The following is a 25,539-nucleotide window of genomic DNA, read 5'->3' on the forward strand; positions in this document are numbered from 1 at the left end:
AAGCGTCAACCCCGGCGCAGGCCGGGGTCTCGTGCCACGCACTGCTCGCCCGCCATCTCACGAGATCCCGGCTTTCGCCGGGATGACGGATTGATTTTATGACCTCCTACCGCCCCGACGCCCTCATCGCGTCCGACATCTCCGCCTATCTCCAGCTGCACCAGAACAAGTCTCTGCTGCGCTTCATCACCTGCGGCAGCGTCGATGACGGCAAGTCGACGCTGATCGGGCGGCTGCTCTACGATTCGAAGATGATCTTCGAGGACCAGCTCGCGAGCCTCGAGGCGGACTCAAAGCGCGTCGGAACCCAGGGCGGCGAGATCGATTTCGCGCTGCTCGTCGACGGCCTCGCCGCCGAGCGGGAGCAGGGCATCACGATCGACGTCGCCTACCGGTTCTTCGCGACCGAGAAGCGCAAGTTCATCGTCGCCGACACGCCCGGGCACGAGCAGTACACCCGCAACATGGTGACCGGCGCCTCCACCGCCGATCTTGCGGTGATCCTGATCGATGCGCGCAAGGGCGTGCTGACCCAGACGCGCCGCCATTCCTATCTGTGCCATCTGCTCGGCATCCGCCACATCGTGCTGGCAGTGAACAAGATGGACCTGATCGGCTACGACCAGGCCGCCTATGACGCGATCGTCGAGGAGTATCGCGCCTTCGCCGAGAGCATCGGCATCACGGTGTTCACCCCGATCCCGATCTCGGGCTTCAAGGGCGACAACATCACCGGCACCAGCCCGAACACGATGTGGTACACCGGCCCGGCGCTGCTCCAGCATCTGGAAAGCGTCGAGATCGATGCCGATGCCGATGCCGCGCGGCCCTTCCGCCTGCCCGTGCAGTGGGTGAACCGGCCCAACCTCGATTTCCGCGGTTTCGCGGGCCTGATCGCGGCCGGCACGATCAAGCCCGGCGACAAGGTGCGCATCCTGCCTTCGGGACAGACGACCAGCGTCGCGCGGATCGTCGCGCTGGGTGGCGACAAGGCCGAAGCAGTTGCCGGCGAGAGCGTCACCCTCACGCTCGCCGACGAAGTCGATTGCTCGCGCGGCGACGTCATCGCCGCCGCCGACGCGCCGCCCCAGGTCGCCGACCAGTTCCAGGCGACGATCGTGTGGATGGATCAGGCCGAGATGCTCCCCGGCCGCGCCTATTGGCTCAAGCTCGGCACCCAGACGGTGAGCGCCACCGTCCAGCCGCCGCGCCACGCGGTGTGCGTCAACACCATGGCCGAGCTCAGCGTGAAGACGCTGGGGCTCAACGATATCGGCGTGGCCGAAGTCTATACCGATCGCGGCGTGGTGTTCGAGCCCTATGCCGAGAGCAAGGACCTGGGCGGCTTCATCCTGATCGACAAGGCGACCAACGCCACCGTTGCCGCCGGCATGCTCAATTTCGCGCTGCGCCGGGCGCAGAACGTCCATTGGCAGGCCACCGAGATCAACCGCGAGGCGCATGCCCGCCAGAAGCACCAGGCACCGCGCCTGCTGTGGTTCACCGGGTTTTCGGGCTCAGGCAAGTCGACCATCGCCAATCTGGTCGAGAAGCGGCTCCACGCGCTCGGCAAGCACAGCTTCCTGCTCGATGGCGACAATGTCCGCCACGGGCTTAACAAGGATCTGGGCTTCACCGATGCCGATCGGATCGAGAATATCCGCCGTGTCGGCGAAGTCGCCAAACTGATGACCGATGCCGGGCTGATCGTGCTCACGGCCTTCATCTCGCCCTTCCGGGCGGAGCGCGAGCTGGTGCGCCGGATGCTGCCCGAGGGCGAGTTCTTCGAGATCTTCATCGACACCCCGCTGGACGTGGCGGAGGAACGCGACGTGAAGGGCCTCTACAAGAAGGCGCGCGCCGGCGAGATCGCCAATTTCACCGGCATTTCCAGCCCCTATGAGGCGCCCGAGGCTCCGGAGATCCGGGTGGACACCACCCGGGAGACCCCCGAAGAGGCAGCCGAACGGATCGTCGAGACGATCATGGGCGGCTGGAGTCCGGTAATTTGAACGATCGCATCCTGTCGATCCGCCGCCTGTTCGAAGGCTGGATGAATCTGCTGGTGGTGCAAGTGCGCGTGCGGGGCCATGTGCTCGAGCGGGCGCTGGTCGAGCATCCCTCGGGCGTGCAGATCCTGCTCTATGATCCCGAGCGCCGCGTGGCGCTGGTCGGCAAGCAGCTGCGCCTCGGCGTGCTGCACCTCGACGCCGCGCAGCTCTTCGAAGCGATGGGCGGCATGACCGAGGGCGGCGATGCCGAGGCAACGGCGAAGCAGGAAGCCTGGGAGGAAGCGGGCGTGCACGTTTCCGACGTGGAATTCGCCGGTCATGTCTGGATGACCCCTTCGAGCACCACCGAGCGCGTGCACCTCTATCTCGCGCCCTATCACGCCGAAGACCGCGTCGCGGCGGGCGGCGGCGTCGGCGACGAGCATGAGCATATCGAGCTTGAGGAACAGCCACTCGCCGAACTATGGACACAGGCCCGGAGCGGTGCAGCATTCGATGCGAAGCTGTTCATGCTGCTCCAGGCGCTCCACCTCCGCCAGCCGGACCTGTTCAAATGACCGATGCAGACCTTGCCCGCTCGATCGCGGAAGAAGCCGGCGCGCTGCTGCTGCGCATCCAGGATGAATGCGCGGGCGGCGATCGCGGCGACCGCGAGGCGAACGCGCTGATCCTCGCCGCGCTGGCGCTGGCGCGGCCCGACGATGCGGTCCTCTCGGAGGAATCGGCGGACGATCCGGCGCGGCTTTCGGCGCGGCGGGTGTGGATCGTCGACCCGCTCGACGGCACCCGCGAGTTCGCCGAGCGACGCGACGACTGGGCAGTGCATATCGCGCTCGCGATCGACGGGGCGCCCGCGGTCGGCGCAGTCGCACTGCCCCGGCTCGGCTGCACCCTGTCCAGCGATCGCCCGCCCGCCCTGCCCGAAGGCGCGTTGCCGCCGCGCATGCTGGTGAGCCGCACCCGGCCGAGCAAGCTCTGCGCCGATGTCGGCGAGCGGATCGGCGCGGTGCATCTCGGCATGGGCTCGGCCGGTGCCAAGGCGATGGCGGTGGTGCGCGGCGAGGCCGAGATCTACCTCCACTCGGGCGGCCAGTATCAATGGGACAATTGCGCGCCGGTCGCGGTCGCGCTGGCCGCCGGGCTGCATGCCTCGCGGATCGATGGCTCGCCGATCGTCTATAATCAGCCCGACACCAGCCTTCCCGACCTGTTGATCTGCCGCAAGGAATGGGCGCCGATCGTGCTCGAGGCCGTGAAGGATTGCGGGGCGTAACGCTGGCCAAGCCGCAGCCGTCATCCCGGCGAAAGCCGGGATCTCATGCGGCTCCGCTCCTGCCTTTCGCCTGAGATCCCGGCTTTCGCCGGGATGACGGAAATATGTGAGATTCGCCCCCTAAGTGACTCTCGCCGAGTCCCGGCGACTCGCGGATTCACCGCGAGTCGCGCATAGACGGCGATTCCCGAACATGGTAAACGCCCCGTTTGGGAGGGGCGTGTTTGACTGCCGATATCTGGTTCTTTCTGGCGATCGGATTCAGCTTTGCGGGCTATGCGACCTACCTGATCGGGCTGCGTCGCGAGCTGGTGGAGCCGAACCGTGCGTCGTGGCTGATCTGGAGCGCGGCAACCACGCTCGAGGCGCTGACCTATGCCGCGGTGAACCCCGGCGCGCCGCAAGGTTGGGTGTTCGCATTGTCCTCGGTCGCCTGCATCGCGGTGACGCTCGGCATCTGGCGGCGCTCGTCCTGGGCCCCGCCCTCGCCCACCGAGACCTTCTGCATCGCCGCCAGCCTGAGCGCGCTGATGCTGTGGCTCGTCTTCCGCGAAGCCTTTTGGGCGCACATGCTGGTGGTCGCCGCGGTGCCGGTGAGCTTCTGGCCGACCTGGGCCAGCGTGTGGACCGATCGCAGCCGCGAGCGTTCGCCGGCCTGGGGCCTGTGGACTTTCGGCGACCTCGCCACGCTGCTGGTCGCGGTGCGCGCCAGCGAACCGGGCGTCGCCGAGCTTTCCTATGTGATCGTCGAGTTCCTCTGCCATGCCAGCGTGTGGTTCCTGATCGGCCTGGCGACGATCAATCCGCTGCGCTCCTTCGGCACGCGCCGGGGCGGGCTGGTCTGGCTCGATCGCTACCGGCCGTCGAGCAACCTGTTCAAGGTGGGCGACAATCATCTGGGCAAGGCAGTGTTCGCCGCCGCCGGCTTCGCCGAGGGCGATGTGCTGATCGAGTTCACCGGCCGACGCTTCCGCGCCGATCAGATCCCCAGCCTGATGCGCGGCCGGGGCGACCGCTTCGTCCAGGTGACGCCCGATCACTATATGGGGCCGTCCGGGCGGATCGACGACCTGGTCAACCATAGCTGCGATCCCAATGCCGGGCTGCGCTTCACCGATCAGGGCGTGTTCCTGGTCGCGGTGCGCGTGATCGCGCCCGGCGAGGAGATCGCCTGGGACTATTCGACGACGCTCCGGGAATCGAACTGGCACATGATCTGCCAGTGCCGCTCGGAGGGCTGCCGCCGGGTGATCGGCAATTTCGACAGCCTCGATCCCGATCGCCAGGAATGGTTCCGCGCGCGCAACCTGGTGGCGCCCTATCTGCGGCGGAAGGACGACGTCGCCGGGCCGCGCAGGGTGGCCGGGCGGCGCTAGGCCGCGATCCCGCTCGGCTGGGCCAGCTGGGCGGTGCCGAGCGTCAGGATCGCCTTGGCGCCGGTGCCCCTGCCGTCGCTGACGAGGTCCAGCTTGCCTTCCATCGCCAGCATTGAATTGGCGCACCAGTGCAGCCCGAGACCACCCGATTTGTGCGCGCGGGTCGAGAAGCCGCGCTGGAACAGGGTGGGCGCGGTGGCGGGGTCGAAGCCCTCGCCATCGTCGCGGATATGGATCTCGGTCGTGTCGCCCTTGTGGTGGATAGTCACGGCGATCGAGCCGCTGGTGCGGCCCGTCGCGGCGATCGCCTCGGCCGCATTGGCGAAGAGGTTGCCGACCACCTGGCTCAGGATGACGCGGTTCGCCATCACCCAATGCGGGTGCGCCGGGAAGCTGAACGCGATCGAGTTCTCGCCCGAATAGCGCGCGATCGTGGCGTTCTGGGCGACGATATCGGTGATGTCGCAGGCATCGAGCGGCGGGCGCTCATGCGCGGCCTCCTGCTGCTGGCCGATGATCTCGAGCACATGGTGCAACGCCTCGCGCCCGACCGCGATCTGGTCGCGGCGATCACTGCGCTCCTGCTCCACGCTCTCGATCGCCGCGGCGAGGAAGGCGACCAGCTTCTGGCGGCGCACCGCGGGGATATCCTCATTGGCAAGCTCGCCGAGCGCGCGGTCGAGCAGCGCGCGGTCCATCGGTGCGCCGGTGCCCAGCCCCTGGCTCATCACCGTGCTGATCGGGTTGAGCGCGTTGCGGACATTGTGCATCACCGCGACCGCGCTTTCGCTGCGGCCGAGCGAGAAGCTCTGCACCTCGAGCTGCTCGCGCAGGTCCTTGAGCTGTTTGAGCATCGAATTGAAGCTGGTGACCAGGCTGCCGATCTCGTCGTCGCGCTCCCGGTCGGTAAGCAGGCCGAGCGTGCCCGAGGCACGGACCACGCCCATATGCTGCTCAACTCGCTTCAGCGGCCGCAGGACCAGCCGGGTGATCATCCGGCGCAGCGCCAGCAGCACGATCGCCAACAGGACCGACGACCCGACCACGGCGAGGATCAGCATGCGCGTGCCGAGCGTCGAAAGGTCGCGCGGCACGCTGTAGGTGACGGTGGCAACCGAGCGGCCGTCCGCCCCGAGGATCGGCACCGCGATCTGGGTGCGCCTGGCACCGGGAGTCCGGGTGACCTCGGCCACCGGATTGTCGAGCGCCAGGCTCGCCTTGAGCTGGAGCAGCGTGCTGAGCTGCGCGGCGGTGACCGCGCGCGCCATCAGCACATAGCCGCGCGGGCTTCCGCTGCCGTCGCTCTTGCGGACCTGCGCAATGCCCACCGCAGCGAGCGTATCGCCCAGCCGGACGAAGAAGCCCGCCGAGCTCTGCCCGTGCAGCGCCCTGGCAAAGTCGAGCCGGGCAATCGCCTCGGCCAGCCGCGCGCGCATCGCCGGCACATCGGCCTGCTTCTCCAGATCGAGCCAGCGCGCGATCACGATCTCGCGGCCGGGCCGGACATAGGCCATGCCGTTGACGTCTAGATTGACCATGGCGAGGGTGGAGAAGCTCTCCTCCTCGAACGCCTTGGTCGGGTTGGCCATATAGTCGTAGGACGAATTCCAGTCGCCATAGTCGCGCACCGCGTTCTCGACCTTGGCCGAGACGTCATGCACCACGGCCTGGGTACGCGCGACGTGCGCGCTGACGGCATCGTCCTCGAGATGGCGGAAGCTCGGGGTGATGACGGTGGCCAACAGCACGGCGAGCGCGGCCGCGCCGAGCAGCCCGACGCCGGTCAGGATCAGGACCAGTTTCGCGCCGAGCGAGGCCGGCGCCTTCAGGCGCCACGCGGATGGCATCAGCCGTTCGTCCCGTTGCTCAGCTCGGCCTCGGGCTCGTCGGTGGTCATGAAGCGCTGCTCGGCCAGGACCAGCGCATCTTCGGCATCCATCGGACGGGCGAGATAATAGCCCTGCATATGGCTGCAGCCGGCCAGGCGGAGCGCCTGGAGCTGCGCCTGGGTCTCGACGCCCTCGGCGACCACTTCCATGCCCAGCGCGCGGCCGAGATGGATGATCGAATGGACGATCGCGGCGCTCTCGCGCTCACGGCCCATACCGTCGACGAAGCTGCGGTCGATCTTGAGGCAATCCAGCGCGAAGCGGCGGATATTGTAGAGGCTCGAATAGCCGGTGCCGAAATCGTCGAGTGCGATGCGGAAGCCCATCTGGCGCAGGCGGAACAGCGTGTCGGCGGCGCGCTCGACATCGTCGAAGATCGCCGTCTCGGTAATCTCGATCTGGAAGCGACCGGGCTCGACGCCGGCATTGGCGACGCGCTCCATCACATGCGCCACGAAATTGTGGCGGCGGAACTGGCGCGGCGAGAAGTTCACCGAGACATATTGCCCCGGCCAGGTCTTCACCGTTGCAACGGCCTGGTCGATCACCCAGTCACCCAGCTCGTGGATCAGGTTCGATTCCTCGGCGATCGGGATGAACATGCCCGGCGAGACCATGCCATATTCCGGGCTGCACCAGCGGATCAGCGCCTCGAAACCAGTGATCTCGAGCTGGTCGCGGCCGACGATCGGCTGGAACACCAGCTTGAGCTCGCCCTTGGCGATCGCCTCTGAAAGCCCGCCTTCGATCTGGCGGCGGAAGCGGATCGATTCGTCCATCGCCTCATCGAACAGGCGGACGATGCCACGGCCGGCATGCTTGGCTTCGTTGAGCGCCAGATCGGCGCGGCGCATCACGTCGATCGGATCGTGGATCGTGCCGGGCGCGACCACCATCAGGCCCACCGAGGCACCGCCCTGCACCGAATGGCCGAACACCTTGAAACTGATCGAGACGGCCTTGAGCAGCCGCTCGGCGACCATAGTCGCTTCGTCCTCACCGGTGACCGGATAGAGCATCGCGAACTCGTCGCCGCCCAGGCGAGCGACAAAGCCCTCGCCAGGCACGTTGGTCTGGAGGATCTCGCAAACCATGCGGATCAACTCGTCGCCGGCGAGATGGCCAAGCGTGTCGTTGACGATCTTGAACCGGTCGAGATCCATCATCGCCATGGCGAAGCACTGGTCGCCCTTCACCGCCTTGCCGAGCATGTGGAGGAACGACAGGCGGTTGGGCGCGTCGGTAAGCGAGTCATGGTTGGCGATATGGACGGCGCGGGATTCGTTCGCGGCAAGCTCGAGCTTCTGCTCCTCGAGCAGCGCGATCGCGCTCTTCAGCTTGCCGTCGGTTTCCCAGCGATGCGCCAGCGCCGTGGCGGTCTGCATCACTTCCTCGGCCTGGAAGGGTTTGGCGATGTAGAAGATCTTGTCGGCCGGCCCCGCGGCGCGGCTGATGTCGAGCGGCGAGAAATCGGAATAGCCGGTGACGATCACCAGGTTGATGTCGGGATCGAGCGCCCGGATACGGCGGGCAGTTTCCTTGCCGTCGATGCCCGGGGGCATGCGGACGTCGATAAAGGCGACGGCAAAGCGGTTGCCGGTCTCGATCGAATCCTGGATCGCCTCCACGGCGTCGAGGCCCTGGTTGAAATGCGCGCAGTCGAAATCGAGCGTGTCGTTGGCGGGGGCCGGTTCCGGCGCGGCATCGTCGTCGCCGAAAAGTTCGGCCGCCATGGCGTTGAGCGCATTGGCGTTTCCGCTGCAACGGGCCCCGAACACCTGGCGATACGACTCGTGCATCGCCGGTTCGTCGTCCACGATCAAAATGCGCACCTGCGAAATCCCCTCGCTCAAACCTGCAAACGGGGTAAGCGGACAGCGTTAAGGAGGCGTAAAATCGTTACGCCTTCGCAGAGGAAATGCTGCGGGACAGGGTTAAGGCGCACCGCTTGGTTTACCCGCCGCCCCGGCCACGATAGCAAGGCCGCATAACAGGAGGATGCATGACCGAAGTGCTGGCCGCACGATCGCTGCTGTTTGCGCCGGGGGATTCCGAACGGAAGATCACCAAGGCCGGCGCCAGCGGTGCCGATCTGGTGCTGCTCGACCTTGAGGACGCAGTGGCAGAGGCGAGCAAGCCCGCCGCCCGCACGCTGGTCGCCGAGCACCTGAAGACGGCGGCGCGTGCCCAGCCACAATGGGTACGGATCAATCCCCTCGACACCCCCCATGCCCTGCCCGACCTGGCAGCGATCGTGCCGGGCCGGCCCGACGGGATCATGTTGCCCAAGGCGACTCGCACCGAAGCCGAGCTGCTCCATCATTACCTGACGGCCCTGGAGGCGGCACATGGCCTGCCCCAGGGCGGGATCCGCACGATCGTGGTGGCGACCGAGACGGCGCCGGCGATCTTCGGGCTGGGCAATTATGGCGGCTGCCCGCGCCTCGCCGCGCTCACCTGGGGCGCGGAGGATAGCGCCACCGCGCTCGGCGCCACGCACAATCGCGACGAGACCGGCGAATATGACTTCCCCTATCAGGTGTTCCGGGCGCTGGCGCTTGCCGGGGCGGCGGCAGCCGGCGTGTCTCCAATCGAGACGATCCATGGCGACTTCCGCGACCTGGATGGGCTCGAAAAGGTCGCAACCAAGGCGCGCCGAGCGGGTTTTCGCGGGATGCTCGCGATTCATCCGGACCAGGTTCCGATCATCAACCGTGCGTTTTCGCCTTCTTCGGAGGAAGTCGAACGGGCAAAACGCATCGTCAATCTGTTCGATTCCCATCCGGGTGCCGGCACCATCGGGCTCGACGGCGAGATGCTCGACATGCCGCACCTCAAGCGGGCCCAGGCGGTGTTGGCAATGGTTCGTGAATAGCGTTGCGTTCCCGTAGCTTAAGGCTAGGAAATTGCTGATGCAGGTGCGCAGGGCCCGATGATCGACGCTTCGGCCGAACCGCTCCCCGTGGGCGAGGACGAGTTCCGCCTGATCGCGGACAGCGCCCCTGTCGCCGTGTGGGTCACGCGGCTCGATCGCCGGCGCAGCTTCGTCAACCGCGCCTATGTGAACTTCCTTGGCGTACCCTATGAAGAAGCGCTGGATTTCGACTGGCGGCGGATCATCCATCCCGACGATGCCGCGCGGCTGCTGACCGAGTCGATCGCGGGCGAGGCCAGCCTCGACACGTTCGAGCTGCAGGGCCGCTATCGCAACGCCGAGGGCGAATGGCGCTGGCTCCATTCCACCTCGCAGCCGCGCCGCGACGCGCAGGGGCGGCACATCGGCTTCATCGGCGTCGCGCACGACATCACCGAGGCCAAGACCGCCGAGCTCGCGCTGCGCGAACGCGAGGCGCAGCTTTCCGCCTTCATCAGCCAGACCACGGCGGGCTTCGCCCAGGTCGATCTGGACGGCCGCTTCACGCTGGTGAACGACCGGTTCTGCGAGATCTGCGGGTGGAGCCAGGAAGAGCTGATGGGCATGACCATGCAGCAGATCACCCATCCCGACGACCTGGGGCGGAACCTGCCGCTGTTCGACAAGGCGGTGCGCCAGGGCACGCCCTACACCCATGAGAAGCGCTACCTCCGCAAGGATGGCAGCGTGGTGTGGGTGAACAATTCGGTGGCGGTGATCCGCCGCCCGACCGGCGAACCGTTCGGCGTGCTATCGGTCACGCTCGACGTGACCCAGCGCCGCGAGGACGAGGAATCGCTGCGCCGGAGCGAGGAGACGCTGCGCCTTGCCACCGAGACTGCCGGCATGGCGACCTGGGAAGTCGACCTGGAGACGCTGGAAGGCGCCTGGTCGCCCAACCGCTTCGACCTGCTGGGCATGCCGCGCAGCCCCGACAGCCACGGCACCTTCCAGCAATGGCTCGACCGGGTGCACCCCGAGGACCGCGCCATGGCCGAGACCGCCGCGCGGCGCTGCTTCACCCGCGGCGTGCCCTACACGATCGAATATCGCATCCTGCGCGCCGATGACGGCACCGAGCGCTGGCTGCAGAGCCATGGCAGCCGAATCGACTATACCGACAGCCGCAAGAGCCGCTTCGTCGGCGTCTCGTTCGACATCACCGACCGCAAGCAGGCCGAGGAAGCGCTGCGCGAGAGCGAGGCGCGCTTCCGCACGATCTTCGAGCAGGCCAACGACTTCCTGATCACCACCACGCTCGACAACCGGATCACCTCGGTGAACCCCGCGGTGATCGAAGCGATCGGCTATTCGGAGGAAGAGATCCTCGGCCGGACGATCGCCGACTTCATGGATCCGGACCAGTTCGTGATCAGCATGGAGGCGTTCAACCGCAAGCTGATGCATGGCGGATCGACCCGGCTGACCATCAAGCTGCGCGCCAAGGACGGGCGCGAGCTGATCTGGGAAGTCAATTCGCAGCTCAGCCTCGACGAGCAGGGCCAGCCGGCGGCGCTCCACGCGATCGCGCGCGACATGACCGAGGCGAAGCGCGCCGAGACGCATCTGCGGCTGCTGATCGACGAGCTCAACCACCGGGTGAAGAACACGCTGGCGATCGTCCAGGGCATCGCGCAGCAAAGCTTCAAGGACGATGTGCCCCCGCGCCAGGCGCGTGCCGCCTTCGAGGGCCGGCTCGCCGCGCTTTCCGAGGCGCACAATTTGCTGACCCGCGAATATTGGAGCCTCGTGTCGATGCGGAAGATCATCGACGACGCGCTGCGCCCGCATGGCGGCGAAAACGGCCGCTTTACGCTGGACGGGCCCAACCTGACGATCCTGCCCAAGACCGCGATCAGCCTGGCGCTTGCAGTCCATGAGCTGGCGACCAACGCCGTGAAGCATGGCGCGCTGTCGCGGCCCGAGGGCCATGTCTCGATCGCCTGGCGACGCGTGGACGAAGGCGGGGCCGCGCGGCTGGTAATGACCTGGGAGGAACGCGGCGGGCCGACCGTGGCGATGCCGACGCGGCGCGGCTTCGGTACGCGGATGATCGAGCGCGGGCTGGCCGCCGAGCTCGGCGGCACCGTCAAGATCGAGTTCAGGCCGGAGGGGCTGGTCTGCCGGGTCGATGCGCCGCTGCCCGAGGGCGCGGAATGAGCGGGCTCGAGGGCCTTCGCGTGCTCGTCGTCGAGGACGAGCCGGTGGTGGCGATGTATCTGGAGGACATGCTCGAGGCGCTGGGCTGCGAGACGATCGGCCCGGCCAGCCGGCTGGCCGACGGGCTTGTGCTGGCCGAGAGCGGCGGCTTCGACGCGGCGATCCTCGACATCAACCTGGGCGGCGAGCGCAGCACCCCGATCGCCGAGGCGCTGCGCCAGCGCGGCGTGCCCTTCGCCTTCGCCAGCGGCTATGGCGTGCCGCCCGACGGCTTTGGCGACGGCATACCGATGATCGAGAAACCCTATCGCGAGGCCCAGGTCGCCGGCGCGCTCGACCTGCTGATCCACTCCTAGGGGCGGCAGCACGCGTCCTACCGCGCATGCGGCAGCGACTCGTCAAAGTACACGAAGTACATGCCAATCGCGGTTCTTGCGGGAGCTTAAGTTCCCTCTTTTCCCGGTAACGCGCCGCATCTCGCAACATTCTTGCGCGAGCGGAATCCTATCTTTCCTACAGGGTCAAAGAGCGGCCGGCGACGAAACCGGCCGCGGGAGCCCAGCAGGCGAAATCCTACATTGCAACCCTGTCGTCATCCTGCCGAAAGCCAGGATCGCACGCGGTTCTTGCGGCGTCTCGCTCTACCGCCCGAGATCCCGGCTTTCGCCGGGATGACGGGAAGCTCGGGCCCGGTTGCTCAGAAGGTCTTGGTCACGCGCAGCTGGAGCGTGCCCGCCTTCTCGCCCTGGCCGGTGCGCAGACCGGTCTCGAAATCGAAGGACCAGGCGCCCTTCAATATGTCGAACCGCGCGCCGAGGCTGAGCTGGAGCTGCTCGCGCTTCCAGCCATTGCCGCTGAGCGAATAGGTCGCCAGGCCCGGGATATCGGCATAATCGAGCCACTGGGCATCGACATCGGCGAACTCGTGGTTCCACTCGGCGCGGACCCGCGGGGTGACCGAGCCGAAGCTCATCTTCTGGCGATACTGGAAGCGGGCGCCGATCGTTCCGGTGAGCGAGCGCACCTGCCGGGCATCGAAGCGCAGATTGTACCGCCCTGCCCCGGTCTCGACATAGGCATCGAGATCGGCGTCCATATATTCGCCGCGGCCATAGAGCGACCATTGCAGCTGGCCGTCCGTGCGATCGACGCCGAGCGAGACGCCCGCCACCGTATAGCTGCCGTCGCGGCTGCCGCGCGCCACTGCATCCACCGCCGCGGCGATGCGCCGGGTGGTGAAGTCGAGCTGGCCGCGCCCGACCATGCCGTCGATGAAGGTGCCGTCCGCGGGCTGGAGGCTGGCATAGGCCGCGTAGATCGTGCTGGTGCCGCGAACCTGCGCCCCGCTGCCGATCCGGCTGAGATCATTGCCATAGCCGCCGCCGACGCCGACCACGATCCCCTCGCCGAGCTTGAGGTCGGCACCGGCGCTGAGGCCCGCGGTGGTCGCCGTCACCTTGGAGCGGTCGGTGGTCTTGTCACGCGTGCCGATATCGATCGCGCCGCCCGCCCAGGTCGCCAGCGAACCGGTACGGCGGGTGCCGTCCCCATTGGTGTCCGCAGCCTGGCTCCGGCCGCCGGTGCTGGGCGCACCGGCCGCCGGGCTCACGCCGCGGCCATAGCCGACCTGGCCGCCCCGCGAGAACGGTGACTGCGGATCATTGGCGACGCGGCCGAGCGCCGGATCCTCGCCCGAAACGCGCATCCGCTCGGTGATCGCCAGGCCCCAATCCTTGTCGCTGGGCCGCTCGGGACCGGTATAGCCGTCGCGCGAGACCAGCGTGACGCCCATCGCCATCCCCGCCCGGCCGCCGCCATTGTGGAGCTGCTCGGTGCGCCGCATGAAGTTGGAGACCTGCGCCCGGGCGAAGCGGCGCGCCGCTTCGGACTGGGCATCGCTGATCGCGCCGACATTGGGATCGGTGCGCGGATCGGGGCGCGCCTGCACGGTGAGCGTGACCGTCGACGGCGCCGAGGTGCCATAGACGTTGTTCAGCGTGTAGGTGACCACGATCGTGCCGCCGAAGCGATTGTTCGGCGTGACGTCGAGGCGGTAGCCGCCGCTGCCCGTCGCAACGATCGCCGTGCTGGCCGAATTGGCCGGCAGCACGCTGACCACGTTCGCGCCGGTGAACGGACCGCGGGCCGCACCGTCGGTGAGCATCACCGACACCATCTGGCCGTCACCGGTGGTCGCCGTCTTGGGCGCGGCGATCGGCACCTGGCCGACCACCGTGATCGTCACCGTGCCGGGCGCCGAGGTGCCACCCGGGCCGACCGCGACGAAGGCGAAGCTGTCGGTACCGGCATAGTTCACTGCGGGCGTGTAGGTCGCGATGATCGGCGTGGCCGGGGCGGCATCGCCCGCGGGCTTTGCCGAGGAGCCGCCGCCGCTGAGCGTGACGGTGCCGTGTGCCGGCGGGGTGCTGATCTGGATCGTGTCATAGACGCCGGTGACCAGCGCCGAGAGATCGATGTTGACGCTGGTGCCCGCCGTGGTGGTGCTGCCCGCGACCGAGCCGGTGCCCGGCGCCGCGACCGGCGGCGGCGGAGTCGCCACCGTCAGGCTCACCGTTGCCGCAGCCGAGGTGCCGCCCGGACCGGTAACGGTGTAGGCGAAGCTGTCCGCACCGAAATAGCCGGTGGTCGGCTTGTAGGTGACGACATCGCCACTGACCGTGGTGGTGCCGTGCGCCGGCGCGCTCGATACGGTGAGCGTGCTGTGCACGCCGGTGATCGACGGTGCCAGATCGATGGCGGTGCCGGCGCTGTTATAGGCGACGGACACGCCGCTCTTGTTGGCGGCGGTCGGCGCTGCGGGCGTCGCCACCGTCAGGCTCACGGTCGAAGCGGCGGAGGTGCCGCCCGGGCCGGTTGCCGTGTAGGTGAAGCTGTCAGCACCGTAATAGGTGGCGGCCGGGGTGTAGGTCACCACTTCGCCCGCGACCGTCACCGTGCCGTGCGCCGGCGCCGTGCCGATCGCGATGGCCGAGCGCACGCCGGTGATCGAGCCCGACAGGTCGATCGCGGTACCCGCACTGGCATAGGGCACGGCCACGCCCGACTTGTCCGCGGTGACCGGGGCCGGCGGCGTTGCCACCGTGAGGCTTACGGTCGCCGCCGGCGAGGTGCCGCCCGGGCCGGTCGCGGTGTAGGTGAAGCTGTCCGCGCCATAATAGGTGGCGGCGGGCGTGTAGGTCACGACATCGCCGGCGATGCTCACCGTGCCATGCGCCGGCGCCGTCCCGATCGCGATGCTCGAATGCACGCCAGTGATCGAGGCGGAGAGATCGATCGCGGTGCCGGTGCTCGCATAGGGCACCGCCACGCCCGACTTGTTCGCCGCAACCGGTGCTGCCGGCGTGGCCACCGTCAGGCTGACCGTCGCCGGTGCGGACGTGCCGCCCGGGCCGGTCGCCGTATAGGTGAAGCTGTCCGCACCATAGTAGGTGGCGGCGGGCGTATAGGTCACGACATCGCCCGCGATGCTCACCGTGCCGTGCGCCGGCGCGGTGCCGATCGCGATGCTGGCATGCACGCCGGTGACCGAGGCCGACAGGTCAATCGCGGTGCCGCTGCTCGCATAGGGCACCGCCACACCCGACTTGTTCGCGGCGACCGGCGCCGCCGGCGTCGCGACGGTGAGCGTCACCGTCGAGGCAGCCGAGGTGCCGCCAGGGCCGGTCGCGGTGTAGGTGAAGCTATCCGCGCCGTAATAGGTGCCGGCAGGCGTGTAGGTCACGACGTCCCCGGCGATCGTCACCGTGCCATGTGCCGGATTGGTGCCGATCGCTATGCCCGAATGCACGCCGGTGATCGAGCCCGACAGGTCGATCGCGGTGCCGGTGCTGGCATAGGGCACGGCCACGCCCGACTTGTCCGCGGTGACCGGCGCCGGCGGGTTCGCCACCGTCAGGCTGACCGTCGCCGGTGCGGAGGTGCCGCCCGGGCCGGTCGCGGTATAGGTGAAGCTGTCCGCGCCGTAATGGGTGGCGGCGGGCGTATAGGTCACGACATCGCCGGCGATGCTCACCGTGCCGTGCGCGGGATTGGTGCCGATCGCGATTCCGGAATGCACGCCGGTGATCGAAGCGGACAGATCGATCGCCGTGCCGGTGCTGGCATAGGGCACCGCGACGCCGCTCTTGTTGGCGGCCACGGGCGCCGCGGGCGTGGCGACGGTCAGCGAGACCGTGGCCGGCGCCGAGGTGCCGCCGGGGCCGGTCGCCGTGTAGGTGAAGCTGTCCGCCCCGTAATAGCCCGCGACGGGCGTGTAGGTGACCACGTCGCCGGCGATGCTCACCGTGCCGTGCGAAGGCACGCTGGTGGCGATGCTCGAATGCACGCCGGTGATCGCGCTGCTGAGATCGATCGTCGTGCCGGTGCTGTTGTACGGGACGGCGACGCCGCTGACCGCGCTGACCGTCGGGGCCGCCGGGGTGGCGACGGTGATGGTCACCTGCTTGGTGTCCGAAGTGCCGCCCGGACCGGTCGCGTTATAGGTGAAGCTGTCCGACCCGTGATAGCCGGCGGTCGGGGTGTAGGTCACCGTGTCGCCGGAGATGCTGGTGGTGCCGTGCTGCACCGGCGTGACGATGGCGATGCTGCTGTGCGGGCCGCCGGTGATCACGCTCGACAGATCGATCGGCGTGCCGCTGCTGTTATAGGGCACCGAAGCAGTGGTGTCCGCCGCCACCGGCCGGGCGATGAAGGTGAAGCTGGCGGAAGTCGTGCTGACCTGGCCGTTGACCGTGACCGTGACGGCCTGTGCGCCGGTGCCGGCGGCCGGCGCAGTGACGGTCAGCGCGGTCGCGCTCGCCCCGGTAACGGTGCCGTTGCCTGCCGAACCGAAGCTGACAATGTTGTTGGCCGGCGTGGTGCTGAAGCCGGTGCCGCTGACCGTGACCACCTGGCTGACCGGGCCCGAGCCCGGCGACACGCCGGTGACCGTCGGCACCACGACGAAGCTGCCGCTGCTCGCCGCGCTGGTGGCCGGGTAGCCCGCCGGCGTGAAGGCGCCGAGCGTGAGCGCCGAAACCGAGCCTGCGGTGACGCCGGTATAGGCGATCGTCACGGTGCAGCTGCCGGCCGGGACGCTGAAGGCGTTGAACTGGAAGTTCGCGCCGCTATCCGAACCGCTGGCGCCGCAGCTGCCGCCCACCGCGCCGCGGCCGACCAGCGCCGAGCCGCTGAACAGCGGCGCGATGCTGGGCGAGGCCGAGGCATTGCTATTGGTGAAGGTGATCGTCGCCGTGCCGCTCTGGCCGACGCCGAGCGAGCCGGTCGAGAAGCTGACCGTGGTGACGATCGGCGCCGCTGCGTTGACGGTGAAGCTCTGCTGCGCCTGCGGCGCGGCGTTCCAGTTGGAGTCGCCCGCCTGGTTGGCATTGATCACGCAGGTGCCGGTCGCGGGGAAGCTGACCGTGGTGCCCGAGAGCGCGCAGCCGCTGCTGCTGCCGTCGAGCGTGAAGACGACCGTAAGGCCCGAGCCGGCGGTCGCGCTCACCGTATAGGTGGCGCCGCCCACCGCCGCACCGGTGGGCGCGGTCGAGGTGAAGCTGACCGTCTGGCTGCCCTTGGCGATCGTGCCCGAGACGGGGGTGCCGTTGGCGGTCACCGGGGTGCCCTGGCTGTCGCTCGCCTGGACCGTGTAGTTGAACCCTCCGGCGAGGACCGGCGTGCCGGTGACCGCGCCGGTCGACGGATCAAGGCTGGTGCCCGCCGGGAAGGCGCCCGAGGCGAGCGCATAGTTATAGGGTGCAACACCGCCCGACGCCGTGTTGCTCTGGCTGTAGCTTGCGCCGACCGCTGTGCCCGATGCCGCGCCGGAGGTGACCACCAGATTGGCCGGCGTCACCGTGAAGCTGCGCGAGACCGTGGCCGCCGCGGTGTAGGCGCCGTCGCCCGCCTGGTCGGCATTGACGGTGCAGGTGCCGGTGGCGAGCAGCGTCAGCGAGCTGCCCGAGACGGTGCAGACACCGGTCGTGGTCGAGCTGAAGGTCACGGCCAGGCCGGAGTCGGCGCTCGCCGAAAGCGTCAGCGGCGACGCCGACAGCGAGGCGTTGGACAGCGTGTTGAAGGTGATCGCCTGGCCGAGCTTGCTGACCGCGACCGTATAGCTCTGGCTGTTGGTGAGCGCGCTGCCCAGCACGCCGGCCGAACTGTCGGTCACCGTCACGGTGAAGTTGAACGTGCCGCCCGTCGTCGTCGTGCCCGAGAGCACGCCGCCCGTGGAGAGCGTGAGCCCGGTGGGCAGTCCGGCGCTGGCGGTGAAGGTGTAGCCGGCGGTGCCGCCGCTCGCGGTGAAGGTCTGGGTATAGCTGCTGTTGGCGGTGGCGCCCGGCAGCGTGCCCGCCGCGGGCGACATCGCCAGCGGCGCGACATAGGTGTAGGTCGCGCTGTCCGAACCGCCCGTGGTCGACACGACGACGCTCACCGTGCCCGCACCGTGCGCCGGCGCAGTGAAGGTCAGCGCGCTGCCGCTATTGGTGTCAACCGCCACGCTGCTGCCGCCGACGGTCAGCGTCGCACCGGTCAGGTTGCTGCCGTTCACCGTCACCGTGTTCAGCCCCGCGGTGGAGCCGCCCGCGGGCGAGAGCGAGCTGATCGCCGGCCCCGCGACATAGGTATAGGTGCTGGTGGCGGTGCCGCCGGCCGTCGTCACCGCGACAGTGGCCGGGCCGGCCGGCTTCGAAGGTGCGGTGAAAGTGATGACGGTGCCGGAGTTGCTGTTGATCGTCACGCCGGCGCCGCCGACGGTCAGCGTCGCGCCGGTGAGGTTGGTGCCGTTTAGCGTCACCGCGCCGCCCGCGAGCGGGCCGCTGTTCGGCGACAGCGAGCCGATCGTCGGCGCCGCGACATAGGTGTAGCTGGTCGAGGCGCTGCCGCCCGCGGTGGTGACCACCACGCTCACCGTGCCGGTGCCGGCGGGCGCGGTGAAGGCAAGCGCGCTGCCGCTGTTGCTGTCGATCGCGACGCTCGCGCCGTTCACCGTCAACGTCGCGCCGGCAAGGTTGCTGCCGTTCACCGTCACCGAGTTCAGGCCGGTTTCCGGACCGCTGCTCGGCGACAGCGAGCCGATCAGCGGCGCGGCGACCACGGTGAAGTGGCGGACCGTGCTGGTGGACGGATTGCCGAGCGCATCCTTCGCCACCACCGTGGCGGTGCGCGCGCCGGTTGCCAGGCCAGTCGCGTTGTAGGTCCAGCTGGTGCCGGTCACCGACGCGCCGACGACGGCGCCGCTGTCGATCTGCACTTCGACCGTGGTGCCCGATTCAGTGGTGCCGGACAGCGTGACGCTGGCCGCGGTCTGCTGGTTCTCGGTCGGCGTGCTCACGATGGGCGCAGCCGGGCCGGTGGCGTCGACGTCGAAGCTGATCTGGCTCGAGGCGCCCGAAGTGACCGTCGACAGCGTCTGGGTGACCTGCGCGGTGTGGCTGCCGTCGTTCAGCGTCGAGGCGGTGTAGGTCCAGTTGCCGCTGCCATCGGCGGTGATCGCCGAGCTGCTGACGCTGGTCGCGCCCGCGATGCTGATGTTGATCGTCGCACCGGGCACCGCGGTGCCGGAGAAGTCCGGCGTGCGGTCTGCGGTGGGCGAGGTGATCGCGTTGATCGTCGGCGTCAGCACATAGGTGAAGCTGCGCGTCGCGCTCGACCCCGCGCTCGACGAGACCGAGACGTTGACGGTGCCGCCCACGCCCGACACGCCCGCGGAACTCGCGGTGGGCACGGTCAGCGTGATCGTGGTGTCGTTGCTGATCGTGAAGTTGCCGGCAGTGAAGGTCGTGCCGCCGAACGTCACCTGGTTGGCGTTGGTGAAGTCCGAGCCGGTGAGCGTCAGCGTGCTGGCGCTGCCGCCGCCGGTGGTGCTGCCCACGCCGTTGGCGACCGTCGCGGAGAGCGACGTGAGCGTCGGGGTCGGTGTCGCGCGGGTGACGGTGACGACATAGTCCTTGGTGGTCACGCCGTCCTGCGCAGTGACGCGCGTGGTGATCGTAGTGGTCCCCACTCCCAGGTTGATCGCGCCCGAAGCGCTGCCCGAGGTGACGCTCACCGAGTTGACCGTCACCGTGGCATTGGCCTGGTTGACTGTCGGCGTCGCGGTGACCGAGGTGACGTTGCTCGCCACGCTGGCGGTGTAACTGGTGGTGCCGGAAGTGAAGCCGGTGTTCAGCGCGACCGTGCTGGCGCCGTTGCGGATCACCAGGTTCGAAAGGTCGGCGTCGTTCGACAGGACGCTGAAGCTCACCGGCTGGTTCGTGGCGGTGTAGGCCGGGGTCGACTGATCGGTGACGTTCACGCTGAAGCTCACCGTACCGCCCGACGGCGGCGTGCCGCTGAGCCCGCAGTTCGACGCGATGGTCAGCCACGCCGGCGGTGCGGTGGCGCCCGCCGCGCAGGTGCGCGTGCCGAAGCCGCCGGAGGTGGTGATGGTGTAGCCGCTGAGCGGCGCCCCCGCCGCTGCCCCGGTGCTGGAGATGGTGGCGGTAAGCACCGGATCGGCGACCGTCACCGTCACCGTCGCCGGCGACGCGGAGACGGTCGAGCCGTCGGACGCGACCGCGCGATAGGTGAAGCTGTCCGAGCCGTGATAGCCGGCCGTCGGCGTGTAGATCAGCACCTTGCCCGCCGCATTAGCGCCATTTGCGACGTTGAGCGTGCCGTGGCTGGGCTGGCTCGCCGGGCTGACATAGGTGGCATTGGCGACCGAAGCGGTGAGATCGATATTGGTCGGAACCGCGGGCGAGCCATTGCTATAGGCGGCGTTCGCGCTGGCATTGGACGCGGTCGGCGTCGCCACCGACACGGTGATCGCGCCGCTGGTGCCGGTGATCGAGCTGCTGACCGTGTCGGTCGCGGTGATCGTGCGCGAGCCGGTGGTGTTGAGCGTGGCGGTGAACGTGCCGGTGCCGGAGGTGAGCCCGCTGTTGCCCGGCAAAGTCGCCGCACCGTCGGTCGAGGTGAAGTGCACCGTCCCCGCATAGCCCGTCGCGACATTGTCCGCCGCGTCGAGCGCGGTGACCGTCAGCGTGTTGAACGAAACCCCCTGCGTGGCTGACGCGGGCGCCGAGACCGTGAATCGCGTCGCCGCCGCCGGCGTTATGTTGAAGGCGTTGCTGGTGGCACCGGTCAGGCCGCTGGAGCTGGCACTCAACGTATAGCCCGTCCCGACCTTGTTGATGCTGAGGCCGGTGAAGGTAGCGACGCCGCCCGACGCCGTAACCGTGGTGGTGCCGCTGAGCGTGCCCGAACCGGGATTGTTGGCGATCGCGAGCGTGACCTGCGCCGTGCTCGACGAGACCAGGTTGTTCGAGGCGTCGAGGATACGGACGGTGATCGACGGCGTGATGCTCACCTGCGACACCGCGTTGGTCGGCTGCTGCTGGAAGGCAAGCTTGGTCGCGACCGGGGCGGCGACGCAGGTGATCGCGATCGACGAATTCGCCGCGCCCGCATTGGTGTTCTCGGTCGAGAGCTTCGAGCGGATGGCATAGGTGCTGGTGGCGGTGCTCACGACATAATCGGTCGTGCCGCTGACCTGGTTGAACTCGCCATTGGGCATGCCGGCCCGCGACGGGACCGAAGTGAAGTTCACGCCGTTCGAGCTGATCGAACCCCAGCCATCCATGTTGGAGGCGAGCGTGACCGTCACGCGGATCGTGTCGCCGACATCGAAGGACATGCCGGTCGTCTCGACCGAGTAGATCTCGTCGGTGGCGTTGCCCGTTGGGGTGGGGGTGCCGCTCGTCTTGGTGAAGTTGCCGACCGTGTCGATCGAGCCGCTCCAGGTGTGCGAGCCCGAATTGAGCGCGGTGCAGCCGGTGGAGGCCCAGCTCGCCACTGGCATGGCGGCCACGCCGATCGCGGAAGTGGCGATGGCGATGCGACCGAAAAGCCCCCTCGCGCAGAGGCTGACGCCACCTGGCTCGTGCGTATCTCCAGAGGATTTGCCGAAGCGGGCAAGTCTCTTGACCAGCAGCCCCATGGACTTGCTGACGACACGCATAGGCGAGCCAAATATCGACGCCATTCCTGTATCCCCCAGGCGAATCCATTTTGAAGGATTCGCGGCAGTCGTAATATAACTGTGCCAAAATACTGCAAGCAAACGGATTTGCCTGAGTCGTTTCGGAGATGACTATGGATTCAGGTAGTTTATGGGACAGATTGCTTCAAAACGGTTCTATTTTTAATTCTTCCGCACTGCGGAATAGATCCAATTCAGATCATAATTTTCCCAGTGATTATGAAGAACAACTTTCATCCATACTACCCGTAGCGACGGAATCGGTAGCGTTATGGCTTGCCAACTATGGCAAAAGGCACCTTACTGCCTGCGGCCGCAGGCGTGGCGGGGCCGAGCATAGTTCCATCCATTCCGCCCACGCATCATTACCTTCCGGGAGGGGTATATGGACTATTTCATGGGTCAGATCATGCAGGTCGGCTTCAGCTTCGCACCGCGCGGATGGTTTACCTGCCAAGGCCAGATACTTTCGATTTCGCAGAACACCGCGCTGTTCTCACTGCTCGGCACCACCTTCGGCGGCGACGGCGTCCAGACCTTCAAGCTCCCCGATGCGCAGGGCCGCGCGCTCATCGGCGTCGGCAATGGCCCGGGCCTGCCGCCCACCAGCTGGGGTGAAATCGGTGGCACCCCCAGCGTGACGCTCAACCCCCTCCAGATGCCCATTCACAATCACGGGGCGATATTCACCCCGCAGGGTGGCGGCGCGATCTCGGTGACGCCGACGCTGCAGGCAACCGTGCTGGGCCGCGGCGCCGCGGCGAGCGAAACCGCGGCGCCGGCGGCCGGCGCGACGCTGGGCATCGCCGCCGATACGTCGTCGGTGGGCACCAGCCCGGTGCTCTACGTTCCGGCCGGCACCACCGGCGGCGCGGCAGTGAACCTGGGCGGCATCTCGTGCACGGCGACGGGCGGCCTGACCGGCGGCAGCGTCACCGTGCAGAATGCCGGCGGCAGCCAGCCCTTCTCGATCATGCAGCCCTATCTGGCGGTGATGACCTGCATCTGCTCCGCAGGCGTGTTCCCGTCGCGCAACTGATCCGGATCGGGGCAGGGTTTGCGCCCTGCCCCCATGCCGCGGAAATCAGCTGAAGACCGCCTCGTAATGGCGGCTCGCCGCCGAGGGCATCAACTGGGTGATATGGATGTTGTGCGGGCCGCCCTTGCCGCAATCGAACTCATAAGTGGTATCGAGCAGATACACCGCGCTCGGCGCATCGAAGAACAGCGAGAACGGCTCGCGCGTGTCGATCCCGATGAGCGGCGGCCGGCGTTCGATGCGCTCGAGGGTGACTTCCACCGGGTTGGGAAGCGTGGCGATGCGCACCTTGCGGCCGACCCAGGGCTCGAAATCATCCGCTGTCAGCAACTGCATGTCTCTCTCCCCCGCCTTTCAGGCCCGGGCCTGATGGACATCCCCTTCTTTGCAGCCGGCACGGATGCGGACAAGATATCGAAACCCCCGCTTTGAAGCAGTCTCCATGCAGTCTCCGCTCCCTCCCTTCCCCCCCGCCCGCGGCAAGCCGATCGACGATGCCCCGCTGCACGCGTGCGGCATCCGCCTGCGCCGGGCCGGCGAGGCAGACCTGCCGGCGCTCATGCGGATCCACCATCTGTGGCGGCAGAAGGACCTGCTGCTCGCGCCCTGGACCGCGGCGCAGAAGCAGCTCTTCCTCGACGACCAGTTCCGGCTGCAGCACGTCCATTATGTCGCGCACCGCCCCAAGGCCGATTTCTACGCGATCGTGTCCGCCGAGCGGGACGGTGCGGTGCTCGGCAAGCTCTATCTCGACCGTTCGGCAGCCGAATGGCGGATCGTCGACCTGCTCCTCGACACCGCGCTGCGCGGCCGCGGCGTGGGAACCGCGCTGATCCGCTGGATCCAGGACGCAGCACTTCAGGCAGGCGCCACCGGCGTGTCGCTCCAGGTGGGGATCAACAACCCGCAGGCGCAGGCCTTCTACGAGCGGCTGGGCTTCGTGGAACTGCCGGGCGGCGACAGCATCAACCGGACGCTGCTCTGGACGGCGGCGCCGCGCTGAGCGCTATTCGACGGTGACCGACTTGGCGAGGTTGCGCGGCTGATCGACGTCGGTGCCCTTGGCCACCGCGACATGATAGGCGAGCAGCTGCACCGGCACCGCATAGACGAGCGGCGCGATCAGCGGGTGGACCTTGGGCATGGTGATCGTCGCCACCGTGCCCTCGCCCGCGACTTCGATCCCGTCATAGTCGGAGATCAGGATCACCTTGCCGCCGCGCGCCTGCACTTCCTGCATGTTCGACACAGTCTTCTCGAAGAGCGGACCCGAGGGGGCGATCACGATCACCGGCACGGCATCGTCGATCAGCGCGATCGGGCCGTGCTTCATCTCGCCGGCGGCATAGCCTTCGGCATGGATATAGCTGATTTCCTTGAGCTTCAGCGCACCTTCCAGCGCCAGCGGATAATCGGTGCCGCGGCCGAGATAGAGCACGTCGCGCGCGGTGGCGACGACGCCGGCCATCGCCTGGATCGCATCGTCATAGGCAAGCGCGCCGTTGAGCGCGGCGGGCGCCTCGGCGAGATGCTTGACGATCGCCTTTTCCTCGGCGGGGGTCAGCTTGCCCTTGGCCTTGGCAAGGTTGGCGGCGAGCGCGGCGAGCACCGCGAGCTGGCAGGTGAACGCCTTGGTCGAGGCGACGCCGATCTCGGGCCCGGCATGGGTGGGCAGCAGCAGGTCCGCCTCACGCGCCATCGAGCTGGTCGGGACGTTGACCACCGCGGCGATCGTCTGGCCCTCGGCACGGGCGTGGCGGAGCGCGGCGAGCGTGTCGGCAGTCTCGCCCGACTGGCTGATCACGATCATCAGCCCGCCCTCTTCCATCACCGGCGCGCGGTAGCGGAACTCGGAGGCGACATCGAGATCGACCGGCACGCGGGCGAACTGCTCGAACCAGTATTTGGCGACCATGCCGGCATAGAAGCTGGTGCCGCAGGCGACGATGGTGACGCGCTTGATCGTCGACAGGTCGAAATCGGGGATCGGCAGCGTGACCTGCTCTTCCATGCGCTGGAGATAGGCGCGCAGCGTCTGGGCGACGACGATCGGCTGCTCGTAGATCTCCTTGAGCATATAATGCCGGTGGTTGCCCTTGGAGACGAGCTCGCCGGTGACGCCGGAGATGGTGATCGGGCGCTCGACGGGATTGTTGTCCTTGTCGAAGATCTGGGCGCCGTCATGGGTGATGACGACCCAGTCGCCCTCCTCGAGATAGGCGATGCGCTGGGTGAGCGGCGCGAGGGCGAGCGCGTCCGAACCGAGATAGGTCTCGCCGTCGCCATAGCCGACGACCAGCGGCGAGCCGAGGCGGGCACCGATCAGCAGGTCCGGCCGCTGGCGGAACAGAATGGCGAGCGCGAAGGCGCCGTGCAGGCGCGGCAGCACCTCCGCCACGGCCTCGGCGGGGGCCATGCCCGCCTCGACCTTCTCGCTGACCAGATGCGCGACGACTTCGGTGTCGGTCTCGCTCTCGAAGACGCGGCCGCGGGCGATCATCTCGTCGCGCAGCGCCTTGAAATTCTCGATGATGCCGTTGTGGACCAGCGCGAGCTCGGCGGTGGCGTGCGGATGCGCGTTGTTGGTGGTCGGGCCGCCATGCGTCGCCCAGCGGGTGTGGGCGATGCCGGTGGTGCCGGGCAGCGGATTGGCCGCCAGCTCCTTGCCGAGATTGACGAGCTTGCCCGAGGCGCGGCGGCGCTCGATCCGGCCGTCGACATCGGTGGCGATGCCGGCGGAATCATAGCCGCGATATTCGAGGCGCCTCAGCCCGTCGAACAGGCGATCCGCAACATCTTCCTTGCCGACGATCCCGACGATTCCGCACATGCCTTGGGTGTTCCTGCTG

14 protein-coding genes are annotated in these 25,539 nt (G+C 68.0%); 9 read left to right on the top strand and 5 right to left on the bottom strand.

Annotation, left to right across the window (positions count from 1 at the left end):
* Positions 1-98 precede the first annotated feature (98 nt).
* From cysN to P6144_RS19260, 4 genes are all read left to right on the top strand, one after another.
* Positions 99-2,012, top strand: a complete 1,914-nt coding sequence (gene cysN, locus P6144_RS19245) for a sulfate adenylyltransferase subunit CysN (protein ID WP_277769442.1) — start codon at positions 99-101, stop codon at positions 2,010-2,012.
* Complete coding sequence (locus P6144_RS19250) at positions 2,009-2,569, top strand: NUDIX hydrolase (protein WP_277769443.1); 561 nt, start codon at positions 2,009-2,011, stop codon at positions 2,567-2,569. Before cysN ends, P6144_RS19250 begins: the two co-directional genes overlap by 4 nt.
* A complete protein-coding gene (locus P6144_RS19255; protein WP_277769444.1) occupies positions 2,566-3,285 on the top strand; it encodes a 3'(2'),5'-bisphosphate nucleotidase CysQ in 720 nt (239 codons plus the stop codon). The genes P6144_RS19250 and P6144_RS19255 overlap by 4 nt, the downstream gene beginning before the upstream one ends.
* A gap of 224 nt (positions 3,286-3,509) precedes the next feature.
* A complete protein-coding gene (locus P6144_RS19260) occupies positions 3,510-4,661 on the top strand; it encodes an SET domain-containing protein (protein ID WP_277769445.1) in 1,152 nt (383 codons plus the stop codon).
* Here P6144_RS19260 and P6144_RS19265 read toward each other — a convergent pair.
* Together P6144_RS19265 and P6144_RS19270 are read right to left on the bottom strand one after the other, a co-directional pair.
* Entirely contained in the window at positions 4,658-6,508 is a 1,851-nt protein-coding gene (locus P6144_RS19265) for a CHASE4 domain-containing protein (RefSeq protein ID WP_277769446.1), read from the bottom strand. The genes P6144_RS19260 and P6144_RS19265 overlap by 4 nt on opposite strands.
* Positions 6,508-8,349 (bottom strand): EAL domain-containing protein, encoded by a 1,842-nt coding sequence (locus P6144_RS19270; protein ID WP_277769498.1) that lies wholly within the window; start codon positions 8,347-8,349, stop codon positions 6,508-6,510. Before P6144_RS19270 ends, P6144_RS19265 begins: the two co-directional genes overlap by 1 nt.
* A 203-nt stretch (positions 8,350-8,552) precedes the next feature.
* Between P6144_RS19270 and P6144_RS19275 the strand changes: the two genes are divergently transcribed.
* From P6144_RS19275 to P6144_RS19285, 3 genes are read left to right on the top strand one after another with little or no spacing between them, the layout of a single operon-like run.
* On the top strand, positions 8,553-9,425 hold the full coding sequence (locus tag P6144_RS19275; protein ID WP_277769447.1) for a CoA ester lyase: 873 nt from the start codon (positions 8,553-8,555) through the stop codon (positions 9,423-9,425).
* Between the two features lie 57 nt (positions 9,426-9,482).
* Positions 9,483-11,624 (top strand): PAS domain S-box protein, encoded by a 2,142-nt coding sequence (locus tag P6144_RS19280; RefSeq protein WP_277769448.1) that lies wholly within the window; start codon positions 9,483-9,485, stop codon positions 11,622-11,624.
* Positions 11,621-11,980 carry a response regulator gene (locus P6144_RS19285; RefSeq protein WP_277769449.1) on the top strand — a complete coding sequence of 120 codons (360 nt, stop codon included), beginning with the start codon at positions 11,621-11,623 and terminating at the stop codon, positions 11,978-11,980. The genes P6144_RS19280 and P6144_RS19285 overlap by 4 nt, the downstream gene beginning before the upstream one ends.
* 341 nt (positions 11,981-12,321) lie before the next feature.
* On the opposite strand, the gene P6144_RS19290 is transcribed toward P6144_RS19285, so the two are convergent.
* Positions 12,322-21,471: an Ig-like domain-containing protein gene (locus P6144_RS19290; RefSeq protein WP_277769499.1), complete on the bottom strand. Its 9,150-nt coding sequence runs from the start codon at positions 21,469-21,471 to the stop codon at positions 12,322-12,324.
* 565 nt (positions 21,472-22,036) lie between these two features.
* On the opposite strand from P6144_RS19290, the gene P6144_RS19295 reads away from it, so the two are divergent.
* On the top strand, positions 22,037-22,690 hold the full coding sequence (locus P6144_RS19295) for a tail fiber protein (protein WP_277769450.1): 654 nt from the start codon (positions 22,037-22,039) through the stop codon (positions 22,688-22,690).
* 45 nt (positions 22,691-22,735) lie between these two features.
* Here the strand turns inward: P6144_RS19295 and P6144_RS19300 are convergent, their stop codons facing one another.
* Positions 22,736-23,026 (bottom strand): hypothetical protein, encoded by a 291-nt coding sequence (locus P6144_RS19300; protein ID WP_277769451.1) that lies wholly within the window; start codon positions 23,024-23,026, stop codon positions 22,736-22,738.
* A 106-nt stretch (positions 23,027-23,132) separates the two neighbouring features.
* Here P6144_RS19300 and P6144_RS19305 point away from each other — a divergent pair, with 106 nt between their 5' ends.
* A complete protein-coding gene (locus P6144_RS19305; protein ID WP_277769452.1) occupies positions 23,133-23,693 on the top strand; it encodes a GNAT family N-acetyltransferase in 561 nt (186 codons plus the stop codon).
* Positions 23,694-23,696: 3 nt separating this feature from the next.
* Here the strand turns inward: P6144_RS19305 and glmS are convergent, their stop codons facing one another.
* On the bottom strand, positions 23,697-25,520 hold the full coding sequence (gene glmS / locus P6144_RS19310) for a glutamine--fructose-6-phosphate transaminase (isomerizing) (protein WP_277769453.1): 1,824 nt from the start codon (positions 25,518-25,520) through the stop codon (positions 23,697-23,699).
* Between the last annotated feature and the right edge of the window lie 19 nt (positions 25,521-25,539).

The organism is Sphingomonas sp. HITSZ_GF, from assembly GCF_029543155.1.
In the GTDB taxonomy this organism is placed as follows: Bacteria; Pseudomonadota; Alphaproteobacteria; order Sphingomonadales; family Sphingomonadaceae; genus Sphingomonas.